Source organism: Micromonospora sp. NPDC049523, from assembly GCF_040676775.1.
Classification (GTDB): Bacteria; Actinomycetota; Actinomycetes; order Mycobacteriales; family Micromonosporaceae; genus Micromonospora_G.
Window position 1 is genome coordinate 20,832 of sequence record NZ_JBFAPP010000022.1, and the last position, 14,714, is coordinate 35,545.

At 70.8% G+C, this 14,714-nt stretch carries 15 protein-coding genes; 6 read left to right on the top strand and 9 right to left on the bottom strand.

The features are described from left to right. Nucleotides 1-182: 182 nt before the first annotated feature. Together coaD and rsmD are read right to left on the bottom strand one after the other, a co-directional pair. Nucleotides 183-671, bottom strand: coding sequence for a pantetheine-phosphate adenylyltransferase (gene coaD, locus AB0J90_RS28150; RefSeq protein WP_363600863.1), 489 nt, complete (start codon nt 669-671; stop codon nt 183-185). Next, entirely contained in the window at nt 668-1,231 is a 564-nt protein-coding gene (gene rsmD / locus AB0J90_RS28155) for a 16S rRNA (guanine(966)-N(2))-methyltransferase RsmD (protein WP_363600865.1), read from the bottom strand. The genes coaD and rsmD overlap by 4 nt, the downstream gene beginning before the upstream one ends. 315 nt (nt 1,232-1,546) lie before the next feature. Here rsmD and AB0J90_RS28160 point away from each other — a divergent pair, with 315 nt between their 5' ends. Together AB0J90_RS28160 and AB0J90_RS28165 are read left to right on the top strand one after the other, a co-directional pair. Next, nucleotides 1,547-2,713 (top strand): LPXTG cell wall anchor domain-containing protein, encoded by a 1,167-nt coding sequence (locus tag AB0J90_RS28160; protein ID WP_363600867.1) that lies wholly within the window; start codon nt 1,547-1,549, stop codon nt 2,711-2,713. 414 nt (nt 2,714-3,127) lie between these two features. Then, on the top strand, nt 3,128-4,273 hold the full coding sequence (locus AB0J90_RS28165) for a cell wall anchor protein (protein ID WP_363600869.1): 1,146 nt from the start codon (nt 3,128-3,130) through the stop codon (nt 4,271-4,273). Between the two features lie 85 nt (nt 4,274-4,358). On the opposite strand, the gene recG is transcribed toward AB0J90_RS28165, so the two are convergent. Continuing rightward, on the bottom strand, nt 4,359-6,605 hold the full coding sequence (recG, locus tag AB0J90_RS28170) for an ATP-dependent DNA helicase RecG (RefSeq protein ID WP_363600871.1): 2,247 nt from the start codon (nt 6,603-6,605) through the stop codon (nt 4,359-4,361). A 17-nt stretch (nt 6,606-6,622) separates the two neighbouring features. After that, entirely contained in the window at nt 6,623-8,305 is a 1,683-nt protein-coding gene (locus tag AB0J90_RS28175; RefSeq protein WP_363600873.1) for a DAK2 domain-containing protein, read from the bottom strand. Nucleotides 8,306-8,558: 253 nt separating this feature from the next. Between AB0J90_RS28175 and rpmB the strand changes: the two genes are divergently transcribed. Beyond that, complete coding sequence (gene rpmB / locus AB0J90_RS28180) at nt 8,559-8,750, top strand: 50S ribosomal protein L28 (RefSeq protein ID WP_326560460.1); 192 nt, start codon at nt 8,559-8,561, stop codon at nt 8,748-8,750. Between the two features lie 218 nt (nt 8,751-8,968). Here the strand turns inward: rpmB and AB0J90_RS28185 are convergent, their stop codons facing one another. Further along, a complete protein-coding gene (locus tag AB0J90_RS28185; RefSeq protein ID WP_363600875.1) occupies nt 8,969-9,436 on the bottom strand; it encodes a GNAT family N-acetyltransferase in 468 nt (155 codons plus the stop codon). A gap of 93 nt (nt 9,437-9,529) precedes the next feature. Further along, on the bottom strand, nt 9,530-10,468 hold the full coding sequence (locus AB0J90_RS28190; protein WP_363600877.1) for a thiamine-phosphate kinase: 939 nt from the start codon (nt 10,466-10,468) through the stop codon (nt 9,530-9,532). A 168-nt stretch (nt 10,469-10,636) separates the two neighbouring features. Between AB0J90_RS28190 and AB0J90_RS28195 the strand changes: the two genes are divergently transcribed. Both AB0J90_RS28195 and AB0J90_RS28200 read left to right on the top strand, forming a co-directional pair. Continuing rightward, complete coding sequence (locus tag AB0J90_RS28195; RefSeq protein WP_326560463.1) at nt 10,637-10,870, top strand: Lrp/AsnC ligand binding domain-containing protein; 234 nt, start codon at nt 10,637-10,639, stop codon at nt 10,868-10,870. Further along, nucleotides 10,871-11,572, top strand: coding sequence for a DUF3515 family protein (locus AB0J90_RS28200; protein ID WP_363600879.1), 702 nt, complete (start codon nt 10,871-10,873; stop codon nt 11,570-11,572). A gap of 22 nt (nt 11,573-11,594) precedes the next feature. Here the strand turns inward: AB0J90_RS28200 and AB0J90_RS28205 are convergent, their stop codons facing one another. The 3 genes from AB0J90_RS28205 to AB0J90_RS28215 all read right to left on the bottom strand — a co-directional run bounded on the left by AB0J90_RS28205 (nt 11,595) and on the right by AB0J90_RS28215 (nt 13,583). After that, nucleotides 11,595-12,695, bottom strand: a complete 1,101-nt coding sequence (locus tag AB0J90_RS28205) for a D-alanine--D-alanine ligase family protein (RefSeq protein WP_363600881.1) — start codon at nt 12,693-12,695, stop codon at nt 11,595-11,597. 315 nt (nt 12,696-13,010) lie between these two features. Beyond that, nucleotides 13,011-13,232 carry a hypothetical protein gene (locus tag AB0J90_RS28210; protein ID WP_363600883.1) on the bottom strand — a complete coding sequence of 74 codons (222 nt, stop codon included), beginning with the start codon at nt 13,230-13,232 and terminating at the stop codon, nt 13,011-13,013. A gap of 228 nt (nt 13,233-13,460) precedes the next feature. Then, nucleotides 13,461-13,583: a hypothetical protein gene (locus AB0J90_RS28215; protein ID WP_281278644.1), complete on the bottom strand. Its 123-nt coding sequence runs from the start codon at nt 13,581-13,583 to the stop codon at nt 13,461-13,463. A gap of 282 nt (nt 13,584-13,865) precedes the next feature. Between AB0J90_RS28215 and AB0J90_RS28220 the strand changes: the two genes are divergently transcribed. After that, nucleotides 13,866-14,711 carry a helix-turn-helix transcriptional regulator gene (locus AB0J90_RS28220; RefSeq protein WP_363600885.1) on the top strand — a complete coding sequence of 282 codons (846 nt, stop codon included), beginning with the start codon at nt 13,866-13,868 and terminating at the stop codon, nt 14,709-14,711. The last annotated feature ends 3 nt before the right edge of the window (nt 14,712-14,714 follow it).

Below are 14,714 nucleotides of genomic sequence, written 5' to 3' on the forward strand. Positions count from 1 at the left end.
TCCTGTCGTTCGTCTGCCGACCTACATGATGCGGCGTCCAACCGGGTTGCTGCTCAACCAATGATGCGGTGCCCGAGGGACAAGGGGACCAAACTCCCCGGCGTGGCGCGGAGCACACCCGCCCCCGCTGCGGTAGACACGCTCGGCCGTCGGCGGGGATCGATCCCCACCGACGGCGGTGGTCAGGCCGGGGCGGTGTTGTTCAGCCGCTCGCGCAGCGCTCGGCGTACCAGGTCGGGCACGTGCGGGGAGACGTCGCCGCCCCACTTGGCGACGTCTTTGACCAGGCTCGAGGAGAGGAACGAGTAGAGCGGGTTGGTCGGCATGAAGAGCGTCTCGACGCCGGCCAGCCCGATGTTCATCTGCGCCATCTGCAGCTCGTAGTCGAAGTCACTCACCGCCCGGATGCCCTTGACCAGGACCGACGCGTCCTGGGCCCGGCAGAAGTCGACCAACAGGCCGCGGAACGACGCCACCCGGACGTTCTCGTACGACGAGGTCACCTCGCGCAGCATCGCGATCCGCTCGTCGACGGTGAACAGCCCGCTCTTGGACTGGTTGATCAGCACGCCGACGATCACCTCGTCGAAGAGTCGACTGGCCCGCCCGATGATGTCGAGGTGGCCGTTGGTGACCGGGTCGAACGAGCCGGGACAGACCGCACGTCTCATGATCCGCGACCGTACCAAAGAGTGGTCTCTCCGTAACGCCGACCGCGCTCGACAGTGATCCCCTGCACCTCTTCCAGGGGACCGGTACGCGTCGACCGCTCGATCACGACCACCCCGTCCGGGGCCAGCCAGCCGTGCTCGACCAGGGCGGTCAGCATCAGGGTGATCTCCTCGTTCGGCACCGCGTACGGCGGATCGGCGAAGATCACGTCGTACGGGCCACCGTCGGGGCCACCGGCGAGCACCTGGGCGACCTTCCCGGTGACCAGCCGCGCCGCCGGGGTGGCCCGCAGGGTGGCGAGGTTGTCGCGGGCGATCCGGGCCGCCCTCGGGTCGGCCTCGACCAGCAGTACGTGCACCGCCCCGCGGGAGAGCGCCTCCAACCCGACCGCGCCGGAACCGGCGTACAGGTCGGCGAAGCGGGCACCGTCCAGTTCGACCTGGGTGTCGAGCGCGCTGAAGAGCGCCTCGCGTACCCGGTCGGAGGTGGGCCGGGTGGACGCACCCGGCGGCGCGACGATGCGCCTCCCACCGAAGCTGCCCGCCACGATCCGGGTCACTGTGAACTCCCGCTCTGCACACGGAAACGGTACGCCGACGATCTCGGCAGGCCCGGCAACACCACTCATTGACCATCAGGGACCTGTTGAACACGCGGCGTCGATCAAACATCTCAAGTTGGCAACAGGATTTGCCGAATGATCTCAAGACTGTCTCAATACGCCCGTAATCGGTAGTGTCTCGCGCTGTGCCGGCTCTGATTGGCCGGTGCGCGGCGTTGGGGAGGCGCCACTGCGGGTCGCGCCACTTTGCGGCAGTGATCGCCCGCGCTTTCCCACGTCGTGCCCTGACGTATTTACCCCTCAGGAGTACGCGTGACCCATCCCAAGCTGTCGCTCCGGCGACCGCTCGCCATCCTCGGGGCCACCTTCGTCGGCCTCGCCGCGACGTTCGCTGTCGCCGCCCCCGCGAGCGCGCACGCTGGCGCCCTGACAGGCACCCACCGCTGTGACACCGAAACCGGTGAATGGGTCGTCAACTGGACCGTCCTGAACGACATGGACACCAAGAAGGCCAAGGTCAAGAAGGTCGACCCGCTGACCCCTGCGGGCACCACGCTCACCGGCGACATCAAGGTGGACGCCCAGGTTCCGGTACGGGTCGGCAGCATGGCTGACCAGAACAACTGGGGCAGGTTGCAGGGCGAGCAGCGCGTGCCCGCCAGCGAGAAGTCGGCAAGCCTGTCGGTCCAGCTCACCTGGCCGCAGTTCTCGGGCAAGCCCACCTACTCGAAGACCATCACCTTCGAGGGGACCTGCGCCAAGCCCACCCCGCCCACCACCCCGGCGACCCCGACCCCGTCGGCCACCCCGACCAAGCCGCAGGAGGTGACCAAGCCGACCGCGAGCTTCTCCTCGGACTGCGACGGCACGGTCACCGTCATCCTGAACAACGGCAAGGACGCCACCGTCCCGGTCGAACTGGTCGTCTCGGCCAAGGACTTCAGCAAGACCGTCTCGGTCAAGCCGAACAGCAACAGCGAGCCGATCGTCGTACCCGCCGGTGCCGGGACCATCAAGGTCACCGAAAAGGGCAAGGCGGTTGGCGACGCGTATACCTGGAAGGAGTCGGCCGACTGCGTCCCCCCGGGCGAGCCGACCGGAAACTTCGGTTCCACCTGTGACGAACTGCTCTTCGAGGTCAGCAACCCGGAGAACGGCAAGACCGTGACCGTCACCTTCACCCCGAACAAGGGCGAGCCGAAGACGATCACCGTCGAGCCGGGCAAGACCGAGACGGCGAAGTTCCCCGGCGAGGAGGGCCTGACCGTCACGCCGAGCAGCGAGGGCATGGAGGACACCACGCCGGTCGCGTGGGAGAAGCCGGCCGATTGCACGAGCGGCACGGGTGCCGGCGAGGGCGACCTGCCGCTGACCGGTGCTGCCGCCGGTGGCATCGCCGCCGCCGCGGCCGTCCTGCTCGCCGCGGGCGCCGTGCTCTTCGTGGTGGCCCGTCGCCGCCGGGTCCGCTTCACCGCCTGATCCGTGTGACCGTTCCACCGCGCACCTGAACCAAGAGTCCGAGGGCGCGTCGACCAACCGGTCGACGCGCCCTCGGCATTTTCGTCGCAGAATCGACCGACCACTTCGGATGATCGACGCCGATCACTCTGAGCAGTCGGGTCGGTACGGAAATGCAGAACATGTACCTGGATGCAAATTCCCGAGGAACTTCGCACCACGTCGACTATCTCGAATGAATAACAGAATCCTTAACTGCTGCTCAAGGCTGTTGCTGCTCCGTCGACATCGCTAAGGTCGGGCGCTGTGCCGGTGCGAATTTGCCCGGCGTACGACGTCGGGGAGGCGTCAACGCGGGTCGCGCCCTAATTCGGCAGCGACCGTTCCCGCCACTCCTCGTCGTGTCCTGAAGCTTTCACCCCTCAGGAGTCACGCGTGATCCGTCCCAAGCTGTCGTTCCGGCGGCCGCTCGCCGTACTCGGGGCCACCTTCGTGGGCCTCGCGGCCGCAGTCGCCGTAGCCGCTCCCGCCAGTGCCCACATCTCCGTGCCCTCCGGCAGCGCCGTCTGCGACACCAAGACCGGCGAGTGGGTGGTCACCTGGAAGGTCGAGAGCACCCTGCACTTCAATTCCGACACGTTCAAGCTGCACTACATCCGCACGACCCCGAAGGACGCTCCGATCGACGGCATCGTCCGCAACAAGGACTACCCGGTCGACGCCCCGATCGTGGGTACCCAGCGGGTTCCCGGCACCACGACCAAGGCCGAGCTTGACGTGAAGGCCACCTGGAGCGACGGCTTCCGCGAGCAGGACCTCCGCGAGGGCAACGTGACCCTGGAGGGGACCTGCGACAAGGACACCCCGGAGCCCACTCCGTCGGCGTCACCCACCCCCACCCCCACGCCGACCACGACGCCGACGACCCCGCCGGCCAAGGTGAGCAGCCCTAACGCGTCCACCTCGTCCGCTTGCGACGGCACCGTCGCGGTGACCCTCAGCAACGGCGAGGACGCCACCGCGGACGCCGTGCTCCGGGTCAAGGCCACCGGCTTCGACAAGACCTACACGCTGAAGCCCGGCACCAGCAAGGACGACATCGTCGTACCGGCCAATGCCGGCGAAATCAAGATCACCGAGGGTGACAAGCAGGTCGGTGAGACCATCACCTGGGCCGAGCCGGAGAACTGCGTCGAGCCGGGCGAGCCGGTGGGCGGCTACGAGTCCACCTGCGAGGAACTCATCTTCATGATCAGCAACCCGGAGGACGGCGAGCCGGTCACCCTGACGCTCACCCCCAGCACGGGTGAGCCGAAGACCCTGACCGTCGCGCCGGGCACGACCGAGACCGCGAAGTTCCCGGCTTCGGAGGGCCTGACCGTCACCCCGAGCGCCGAAGGCCTCGACGACACCACGCCGATCGCCTGGGAGAAGCCCGAGGACTGCGGGGGCGGTGGCGGCGGTCTGCCGGTCACCGGTGCCGCGGCCGGTGGCATCGCCGCCGGTGCCCTGGTGCTGCTCGCCGTCGGTGTCGTGCTCTTCGTGGTGGCCCGCCGTCGCCGGCTGACCTTCACCGCCTGATCCTGCCGACGCAGGTGAACTGAACCAACAACAGCTCGCGGGCGTACTGACCATCCGGTCGGTGCGCCCGCGAGTTTCTGTCGGGTCAGCCCTTTTCCAGGTACTCCGCGCGTTCCTCGTCCACCAGGGCGGCCACCGAGGCGGCGAGCGCCGGATGACCGGCAAGCTCCGGGTCCTCGTCGACCAGCGTGATCGCCTCGGCCCGCGCATCCCGGATCAGGTCGGTGTCGCGCAGCAGCGAGAGCAGCCGCAGGTGGGAACGGCGACCGGACTGGGTGGCGCCGAGCACGTCACCCTCGCGGCGCTGCTCCAGGTCCAGTTCCGCCAGCCGGAAGCCGTCCGAGGTGGAGGCGACCGCGTCCAGCCGCTCACGGGCCGGCGTACCCTCCAGGGCCTCGGAAACCAGCAGGCAGAGCCCGGCGGCCGAACCCCGGCCCACCCGGCCGCGGAGCTGGTGCAACTGGGAGACGCCGAACCGGTCGGCGTCGAGCACGACCATCACGGTGGCGTTCGGTACGTCCACACCCACCTCGACCACCGTCGTGGCGACCAGCACGTCCAGGTCCCCGGCTGCGAAGGAGCGCATCACCGCGTCCTTCTCGTCCGCCGGCAGCCGGCCGTGCAGCACCCCGATCCGCAGCCCGTGCAATGGCCCCTCGGCCAGCAGCGGCGCCACCTCGGTCACCGCCAGCGGAGGGCGCTTCGCGGACTCGTCCGCCGGTGCCTCCTCGGCCGACGCCGGGCCGTCGCCGATACGCGGGCAGACCACGTACGCCTGGTGTCCGGCGTTGACCTCCTCACGCAGGCGGCGCCAGGCCCGGTCCAGGAACGCCGGCTTCTCCGAGGCCGGAACCACGTGCGAGGCGATCGGCGAACGCCCGCGCGGCAACTGGGCCAGGGTGGAGATCTCCAGGTCGCCGTAGACGGTCATCGCGACCGTGCGGGGGATCGGGGTCGCGGTCATCACCAGCACGTGCGGCGGCTGCTCGGCCTTGGCCCGCAACGCGTCGCGCTGCTCGACCCCGAACCGGTGCTGCTCGTCGACCACCACCAGCCCCAGGTCGGCGAAGTCGACCCCCTCGTACAGCAGGGCGTGGGTGCCCAGCACGATGCCGGCGCGGCCGGCGGCGACCTCTTCCAGCGCGGCACGCCGGGCCGCCGCGCCGAGCGACCCGGTGACCAGCGCGACCCGCGTCCCGGCCGGGTCGCCGTCCAGCTCACCGGCACGGCCGAGCGGTCCGAGCAGGTCGAGCATGCCCCGGTAGTGCTGGGCGGCGAGCACCTCGGTCGGCGCCAGCAGCGCCGCCTGTCCCCCGTCGTCGACCACCTGGAGCATGGCCCGCAGCGCGCAGACGGTCTTGCCCGAGCCGACCTCGCCCTGCAACAACCGGTGCATCGGGTGCGCGGTGGCGAGGTCGGTGGCGATCTCCTCGCCGACGGCCCGCTGACCCTCGGTCAGTTCGTAGGGCAGGCGCGCGTCGAAGGCGGCGAGCAGGCCGGCGTCGCGGGGTGGCCGGGGTCGCGCCGGCCACGCCGCCGCGCGGTGCTTGCGCTGCACCAACGTCAGCTGTACGGCGAACGCCTCGTCCCACTTGAGCCGGTGCCGGGCCCGGTACAGGTCCTCCTTGGTCGCCGGCCGGTGGATCTCCCGCAGGGCGGAGCCGAGCCCGACCAGGTTGCGGCTGGCCCGCATGGTCGCCGGCAGCGGATCCTCCGGCATGGTCACCGTGTCCAGCACCACCCGGACACAGCGGGCGATCACCCAGGTCGGCACCGCCGCCGCGGCCGGGTACACCGGGATCAGCGCACCGGCGAACTCCTCGACCTCCTCGGCGGCTGCCACCTCACCGTCGGCCACGCCCTCGCCGAGCAGGACGTACTCGGGGCCGTTGAGCTGCCGCTTGCCGCGGAACTCGGTGACCTTCCCGGCGAACAGCCCCCACCGGCCGGCACGCAGCTCCCGCTCCCGCCAGGCCTGGTTGCCGAAGAAGGTCAGGGTCAGGGTGCCGCCGGAGGAGTCGCCGACGATCACCTCCAGCAGGTTGCCGCGCCGCTGCCGCATCGGTCGGACCGTGGTGCGCTGCACCTGGCCGAGCACGGTGACCTGCTCGCCGATCTCCAGCGACCGGATGTCGGTGTGCTCGCCGCGCTCGTCGTACCGGCGGGGGAAGTGGTAGAGCAGGTCACCGACCGTGTGCAGGTCGAGGTGACTGGCGAGCGCCTTGGCCGTCTTGTCACCGAGCGGCGTCTTGAGCGGCGTGTCGGGCGTCAGCTTCAGCGGCGTGTCAGGCGCCGCCTTTGACGGTGTGTCAGGCGTCAACGGCTCGGTCATGCCTTCTCTCCGCTCGGTCATTCGATCCCCACCAGCAGCGGGTAGAACGGCTGCCCGCCGGGATAATCGTGCACCTCCACGAACGGCCAGCGGCGCGATACGTGTGCTCGTACGGAGTCGGCGAGTCCGGCCGGCGCGTCGGCACCGAGCAGCAGGGTGACCAGTTCGCCGCCGCCACCGAGCATCCGGTCGAGCAGCCCGGCGCAGGTCGGCACCAGTTCGCTGCCGATCAGGTGCACCTCGCCCTCGACCAGCGCCAGTACGTCACCGGGCTGGCACCGGCCGGCCACCGTCAGCGCCTCCCGGGTGGCGTAACAGACCTCGCCGTACCGGCACGCCCCGGCCGCCTCGGCCATCGCGATGACGTCGTCCTCGAACCGGCGCCCCGGGTCGCGTACGGCGAGCGCCGCCAGTGCCTGCACAGGTGAACGGGTCGGCACCACGCTCACCCTGACCCCGTGGCCGTACGCCTCCTTGGCGGCGGCGTTCGCCACCGCCTGGGTGTTCGGGTCGTTGGGCAGCACCACCACCTTGGCTGCCCCGGTGGACCGGATCGCGCTCAGCAAGTCCAGGGTCGACGGGTTGCCCCGGACCACGGTGGCGCCCTCGGCGGTGAGGAGTTCGGCCAGCCCCGCACCGTGCGCCACCACCACCGCAGCCCGGCCCTGCGGGCGGGACGGCTCGGCCACGGCCGCTTCCCCGACCGGCACACCGCTGCCCTGGTCGGCGAAGCGCACGACCGTGATGTGGTACGGCCGGCCGGCGGCGACCCCCGCCTCCACGGTCGCGCCGACGTCGTTGACGTGTACGTGCACGTTCCAGGTGGTCACCGCACCGGGTGCGGCGTCGTCGCCGACCACCACCAGCGAGTCACCGAGCCCGGCGAGCACGGCCCGCATCCGCTCCACCGCGGCCGGCTCGGCGTCGAGCAGGAACTGCACCTCGTAGGCGTACGTCTCGGCGCCGGTTTCGCGGACGGCGGTGACCGGCGGGGCCGGCACGGGCGGCGGCGGGGTGGGCGCGGCTCGGCTCGGGGCCGCACCGGTGACCACCTCGACCAGCGCGTCGAGCAGCAGACAGAGGCCGCGCCCACCGGCGTCGACCACCCCGGCGCGGGCCAACGCCGGCAACTGCTCGGGGGTACGCGCCAACGCGTCCGCGGCAGCGTCCGCCGCGGCCCGCGTCACCTCGCCCAGGTCGTCGCTGTCGAGGCGTACCGCCGCCTGCGCCGCTGCCGCCGCGACCGTCAGCACGGTCCCCTCGACCGGCACCGCCACCGCCGCGTACGCCGCCGTGCTGGCCGTCCCGAGCGCGCGTGCCAGGTCCCGTCCGCGTACCGCCGTCGAGGTGGCGAGGGCGTCGGCCAGGCCGCGCAGGATCTGCGAGACGATCACGCCGGAGTTGCCCCTCGCGCCGAGCAGCGCCCCCCGTGCCATCAACCGCAGCACCCGCCCGTGCGGGCTCTGCGGGACCGGCCCGGTGTTCTGCTCGCCCGTCTGCGTGGCCTCGGGTGAGTTGTCCAGGTCGAGCGCCAGCGCCTGCTGTGCCGAGGTGAGGGTGAGCACCAGATTCGTGCCGGTGTCACCGTCGGGCACCGGGTAGACGTTCAGCTCGTCGATCTCCGCCTGGTGCCGTTTGAGTGCCGCCAGCCCGCCCGCGCACCACCGCCGGACAGCGGCGGCGTCGAGGGTGTCCAGCACGGCGTGAAGCCTACTGGTGGCCCCCGACGCCCGCCCGTCGCCGCGACGGCCGCCCGAGTAAGGGCCGCTTGTTATCGTTTGTCGCCCGGTACGAGCCCCTTCCTGACGCCCGGAACGGGCCCTTCCTGACGGCTCGACGAGCGGGTGGGTGGAGCCGATTCGCCGGCCGAGCAGGGCATCGGGTAACCTGACGAGGTTGCCCGGACAGCACCCTGCCGGCAACTTCATGAACGATCAATCCCAGGAGTATCCCGTGGCTAGCGTGTGCGACGTCTGTGGCAAGGGGCCGGGCTTCGGCCACAACGTTTCCCACTCGCACCGGCGGACCAACCGCCGCTGGAACCCGAACATCCAGACCGTGCGCACCCCGGCCGGTGGCGGCAACACCCGCAAGATGCAGGTCTGCACCTCCTGCATCAAGGCCGGCAAGGTCGTCCGCGCCTGACGCGTTCGCCGCGTCCCCCCGGTCCGGCACCCCACCGAACCACCCAAGCATCAGCCGTCGGGTCCCCCAGGACCCGACGGCTACTTGCGTACCCCTCCCACATCCCTCCCCCATGCGACGAAGCCCCTCTTGTGGAGAATGAGGGGCTTCATCCGCCGGAATGACCACTCATTCTCTACAGGAGTGGCGGCCTCTGCAGGAGTGGCTCGCGGGAGGGGTCAGAGGGGGCGGGCGAAGGAGAGGGTGCCGGGTTCGTTGCGGTAGTAGCCGAAGTTCTCGATCTGGACGTAACCGCAGGCCTGGTACATCGCGATCGCCTCGGGCTGCTGGTCGCCGCACTCCAGGATGAGCCGCTTGCGCCCGTACTCGCGGGCGGAGCGCTCCACCGCGGTCAGCACCGCGCGGGCCACCCCCCGACCCCGAGCCGCCGGGGTGGTGTACATCCGCTTCAGCTCGGCCGTGTCGCCCGCGTCGCCGTGGCTGCGCCAGCCGGCGCAGCCGACCGGCTCCCCACCCCGGTACGCGACCAGGAACGCCCCGGACGGCGCCTCGAACTCGGCCGGCTCGACCGGTGTGTCGTCACCGCTGCCGCCGTACCGCTTGCCCAGGTCGGCCAGGGCGTCGGCCACGAGTTGCTGGGCAACCAGCGAGTCGTAGCGCACCACGCGGATCTCGATCTCACTCACCCGTAAAGGGTACGGCCGCAGCCGTCCCTTACTGATCCGGATCCCGGTCGCGAAGATCTCACCGGAGAACGGTTATCCACCGGACCTCGCCGGTTACCGGAAGTGGTCCCAGCCGGCCGGACCCTTGTACGCCTTCCCGTCGACGGTCAGCCCGCTCCCGTCGACCACTCGCCCGATCACCCGCCAGTCGTCCGGCAGCGCCAGGTGCGCCGGGAAGGTGGCGGCCAGGGCGTGGTCGTCCCCACCCCCGAGCACCCAGGCGTACGGGTCGACACCGAGGGCGTGCGCCGCGTCCCGCATCTGCGCGGGAACCTCGAAGGCAGCGGTGCGCAGGTCGATGCCGACCTCGCTGGCCGTGGCCACGTGCCCGAGGTCGGCGAGCAGCCCGTCCGACACGTCGATCATCGAGGTGGCGCCGAGCCGGGCGGCCTGCGGTCCGGCCCGGTACGGCACCTCCGGCCGCCGGTACGCCTCCACCAGCAGTTTCGGCGTACGGAATCCGCGCGAGAGCACGGTGTAGCCGGCTGCGGCGTACCCGATCCGGCCGGCGAGGGCGACCACGTCGCCGGGCCGGGCGCCGCTGCGCACGACGGGCGCCCGGCCGCCCAGGTCACCGAGGGCGGTGACGGCGATGGTGAGCGTCGGGCTCGACGACATGTCGCCGCCGACCACACTCGCCCCGACCAGCGCCGCCTCCGCGCCGAGCCCGTCCGCGAGTTCCTCGGCCCAGCGCACCTCCAGGTCCGGCGGGATGCAGAGCGCGACCAGCAGCGCGGTCGGCAGGGCGCCCATGGCGGCGATGTCGGCGAGGTTCGCGGCGGCGGCCCGGTGCCCGACATCGACCGCCGAGGACCAGTCCCGCCGGAAGTGTCGCCCTTCGACCAGTACGTCCGTCGAGGCGGCGACCCGCCCGTCCGGTGCGGCCACCACGGCGGCGTCGTCCCCCGGCCCCAGCAGCACCGACGGTCCGCTGCCCAGCCGGGCGGTGACCCGGGCGATCAGACCGAACTCACCAGCTTTGGCCACGCTCACGCGCCGACCCCGGCATCGCACGTCGGGCGGTGTCCCGTCACACGACACCAACCGATCCGCTCGCTCCGCACGCTCACTTGCGCCTCCCTTGACCACCGGTGGGGATCCGACCCACTCCGTACGGTATTTTCACGGTCGAGCCGCTCGGCGGCGGACGGAGGTCGGGTCGTGGTCCAGGCGTACATCCTCATCCAGACCGAGGTCGGAAGGGCGCGTGACGTGGCCGCGCAGATCACGGATATCTCCGGCGTGGTCCGGGTCGATGCCGTGACCGGGCCGTACGACGTGGTCGTTCTCACCGAGGCGCACACGGTCGACGAGTTGGGCAAGATGATCGTCAGCAAGGTCCAGTTGGTGCCCGGCATCACCCGTACCCTGACCTGCTCGGTGGTGCGGCTCTAGATGGCAGCGCCCGTTCCCGTACCAACCGAACCGAACGAACCGAACGGATCCGACGTGGCAGACGGATCCGACGTGGCAGACGGATCCGGAGTGGCAGACGACGGCCGCGCGGCGGTCGGGCCCGTGGGGCCGGACCGCTCGGGGCGGCAGGCGGCGATCTGGGCGACCGTGGTCGCGCTGCCGCTGACCGTGCTCGTGGCGCTGTTCGCCTTCGGGCGGCTGGCACCCGACTCCGATGCTGCCGCCAATCCGACCCCGTCGGCCACCTCGTCCACCCCGCGGGTGCAGTCCACCGCACCGGTCCCGGTGGCCGCGGTGCCGCTCGGCGAACGGGCGGCCACGGTCTGCCGGGCCCTGCTCAGCCGGCTTCCGGCGAGCCTGGGCGAGCTGGCCCAGCGGCCGGTCACCGCCGGCCCGGAGCAGAACGCCGCGTACGGCGACCCCGCGGTCACCGTGGCCTGCGGCACCCCGCTCCCCTCGTTCCCACCGACCGACCAGGTCTGGGTGGTGAACTCGGTCTGCTGGCACGCGCAGCAGCAGACGGACGCCACGGTGTTCGTCACCGTGGACCGCGAGGTGCCGGTGCAGGTCACCGTGCCCCGCGGTTACGACCCGCCGCTGCAGTGGATCGCACCGGTCGCCGAGCCGGTGGTCGCCGCCGTCCCGTCCGCCGAGACGAAACCGACCGGCTGCACCTCCTGAGCCGCCCCCGCCACCCACACGGTCAGCGCAGGCCGGTGCCGCGGCGCAGCGCGGTACGGATCAACCGGTCGACCAGCTTCGGGTACTCCAACCCGGCCGCCGCCCACATCTGCGGGAACATCGAGGTCGAGGTGAAGCCCGGCATCGTGTTGATCTCGTTGAGGTAGATGTCCAGGTCGGGCGTGACGAAGAAGTCGACCCGGGCGAGGCCGGCGCAGTCCAGTGCGGTGAAGGTTCGGCAGGCGTACTCCTGGACCTGGCGGGTGACCCGGTCGGGCAGCCCGGCGGGGATGTCGTACTCGCAGGCGTCGCCGAGGTACTTGGCCTCGAAGTCGTAGAACTCGCGGTCGTTGGCCACCCGTACCTCGGCCAGCAGGGATGCCTCGGGGCCGCCCCCGGCTTCGCCCTCCAGCACCCCGCACTCGATCTCCCGGCCGACGATCGCCGCCTCTACCAGCACCTTCACGTCGATCTGGCGGGCGGTGACGATCGCCGCATCGAGGTCTGCCCAGTCCGAGACCTTGGTGATGCCGTACGACGATCCGGCCCGGGAGGGCTTGACAAAAACCGGCAGGCCGAGCCGTTCCTTGTCCTCCTCGGTGAGCGTCATCCCGCTGCGCAGCACCACGTACGGGCCGGTGGGGATGCCCTCGGCCACGGCGAGCTTCTTGGTGAACTCCTTGTCCATGGCGGCGGCCGAGGCGAAGACACCCGATCCGACGTACGGGATGCCGGCCATCTCCAGCAGGCCCTGGATGGTGCCGTCCTCGCCGTACGCGCCGTGCAGGGCGGGGAAGACCAGGTCGATGTCGGCCAGCGCGGCGGGACCGTCGGTGGGGTCGAGCACCATCAGGCCGCTGCCGGTCGGGTCGGCCGGCAGCACGACGGCGGTTCCGGCGCTCGCGGTGATCTCAGGAAGATTACGGTCAGTAATGACCAATTGCTGTGGGTCACCACTGGTCAGCACCCATTCTCCGGCTTTGGTGATCCCCACGGGCACCACCTCGTATTCGTCCGGATCCAAGGCGTTGATGATGCTTCCGGCGCTCACGCAGGAGATCGCATGCTCCGTGCTACGACCGCCGAAGACGACTGCGACGCGGGTCTTCCGTGGGCTTGTCACGCGGGTGACCCTACTCTGCGTGGCCGCCGCGCGGGTCGATAGGCCGGGAGTTCGATCAAGGCCCCAGGCTCACCCGGAGCGATGGTATGGGGCGGTCCGCAAACCTCTGCCGTACGGGCACGCGAAGCGCGATTGCGCGGAGTCGCGGTCACGGCCGTAAAGCGCGGTTGCGCGGAGTCGCGGTCACGGTCGCGACGTGCGGTTCCGCGGACCCGCCCCGGGGCTCTCGGCCAGGCGGGCACCAGCCGGTGCCCCGGGGCGGCGCGGGCCAGGGTCACGGTGGTCGGGGACCTCGACCACCGGGAACCCCGGCATTCAGTGTGGTTCGGGAGATCGCCGTCCGACGGCGATGACTTTGACCCGTTGCCGTCCGGCCCGGACCATGCCGAGCGCGGCGAACGCGCCGGCGATCCGGTCCGCGGCGTCCCGGCTGGTGGCGCCGACCACCTGGCGGCGGCGCTCCGGCTCCACCCGCTCGTTGCGCCCCTCCATGCCGAGTGGACGGACGTCGGTGAGGACGACGAGATAACGGGTCACCACGGGCGGTCTACCGGCGCCGATCGAGCGGACCGACCGGCACGGCCGGGTCGGCACGGGTGCGGTTGCCGCTGCAGGGATTGCGGCCTGCGCGGGGACCGGGACGGCGGCAGGCGCCGCGACGGTCGCGGCGGCCGGGGAGGTCGCGGGCACCGGAGCCGGTGCCGGTGCGGTTGCGGGCATGGAAACGAGCGCGATTGCGGGCACTGGTCCTGCTCCTCGTCCTGGTCAGCCGGCATGGCGGGCCACCGCCTCGGGTTCGGCCGTGGTGCCGGCCAGGCCGCCGGAACGGTCCCGGCAGACGTATGCCAGGTCGGCATGGATCCACGCGCCGTCGTTGTCTCGCAGCACCGGCCGCGTACACCATCGGCAACGCGAAACACGAGGCCAACAGGGGGTCGCTGTCATCCGACACCTCCGGTTCCGCGGCGGTGGGGCACACGGCGGCCGGGTACGGGGGAGTCCCCGACCACCGTGCGCCTCATTCCCCTTTCCGTCACTCGCCGCCACCGTCGACACGACCACCGGCAGCGAGGACGCCAACACAGGTTGCCATCCGTGAAAGCGTGAATGCAACTCTCATGGGCGATCTCTCATGCACACTTTCTCGCCGACCTGTGTCAAACTCGCTCCATGGCACCGAAGACCGCCCGCGCCCGCCGCCTCGGCATCGCCCTCAGGTCCTATCGCGAGGCTGCTGGGCTGACCCTCGAACGCGCGGCCGAGGAGATCAACAGCACCCGCAGCACGTTGTCCAGATACGAGAACGCACTCAGCCTGCCCAGCCCGGCGACCGTCCGTGCCCTGCTCACGCACTACAACGTGGACGAAGACGGGCTGAAGGGCACGATCGAGTTGGCCAAGGAGGCCAAGAAGCCCGGCTGGTGGGTGTCGTACTCGTACCTGCTGGACCGCAGGACCGCGGACTTCATCGCGTTGGAGTCCGAGGCGACCTACATCCAGTCCTTCGAACCGTCCCTGGTGCCGGGGCTGTTGCAGACCCCGGACTACATCCGGGCGATCATGCTCGGCGGCCCGCACATCCTCACCGACGACGAGATCGAGGGACGGGTCCAGTTCCGCCTCAACCGCCAGAAGCGGCTGGCCGCCACCCCCGAGCCGCTGGTCCTGGACGCGGTGATCGACGAGGTGGCGCTGATGCGCAGGGTCGGCGGCGACGACGTCTGGGCGGAGCAGCTAGAACACCTGATCAAGATCTCCGAGATACCGCACATCACGATCGGGGTGATCCCACTCAGCGCCGGCTACCACCGCGGCACCAGGGGATCACTGCACATCCTCGAATTCGGCCCAGAGGATCAACCCTTGGCCTCGGTCGAGACTGTCGCGGGACAACTCTCCTTCGACACCACGCCCGAGCTGGACACCTGCACGAAGATCATGCAGCACCTGCGCACCGTGGCCCTGAGCCCGGAGGAGAGCTGCAAGCTGATCTCCAACCTCCTGAAGGGACGGTAGACA

Bases quoted from the DNA above. Each gene is read 5' to 3' on its own strand.
- AB0J90_RS28200 (WP_363600879.1), top strand. From the start codon at position 10,871: ATGGCAGCGCCCGTTCCCGTACCAACCGAACCGAACGAACCGAACGGA.
- recG (WP_363600871.1), bottom strand. From the start codon at position 6,605: ATGACCGAGCCGTTGACGCCTGACACACCGTCAAAGGCGGCGCCTGAC.
- AB0J90_RS28220 (WP_363600885.1), top strand. From the start codon at position 13,866: ATGGCACCGAAGACCGCCCGCGCCCGCCGCCTCGGCATCGCCCTCAGG.
- coaD (WP_363600863.1), bottom strand. From the start codon at position 671: ATGAGACGTGCGGTCTGTCCCGGCTCGTTCGACCCGGTCACCAACGGC.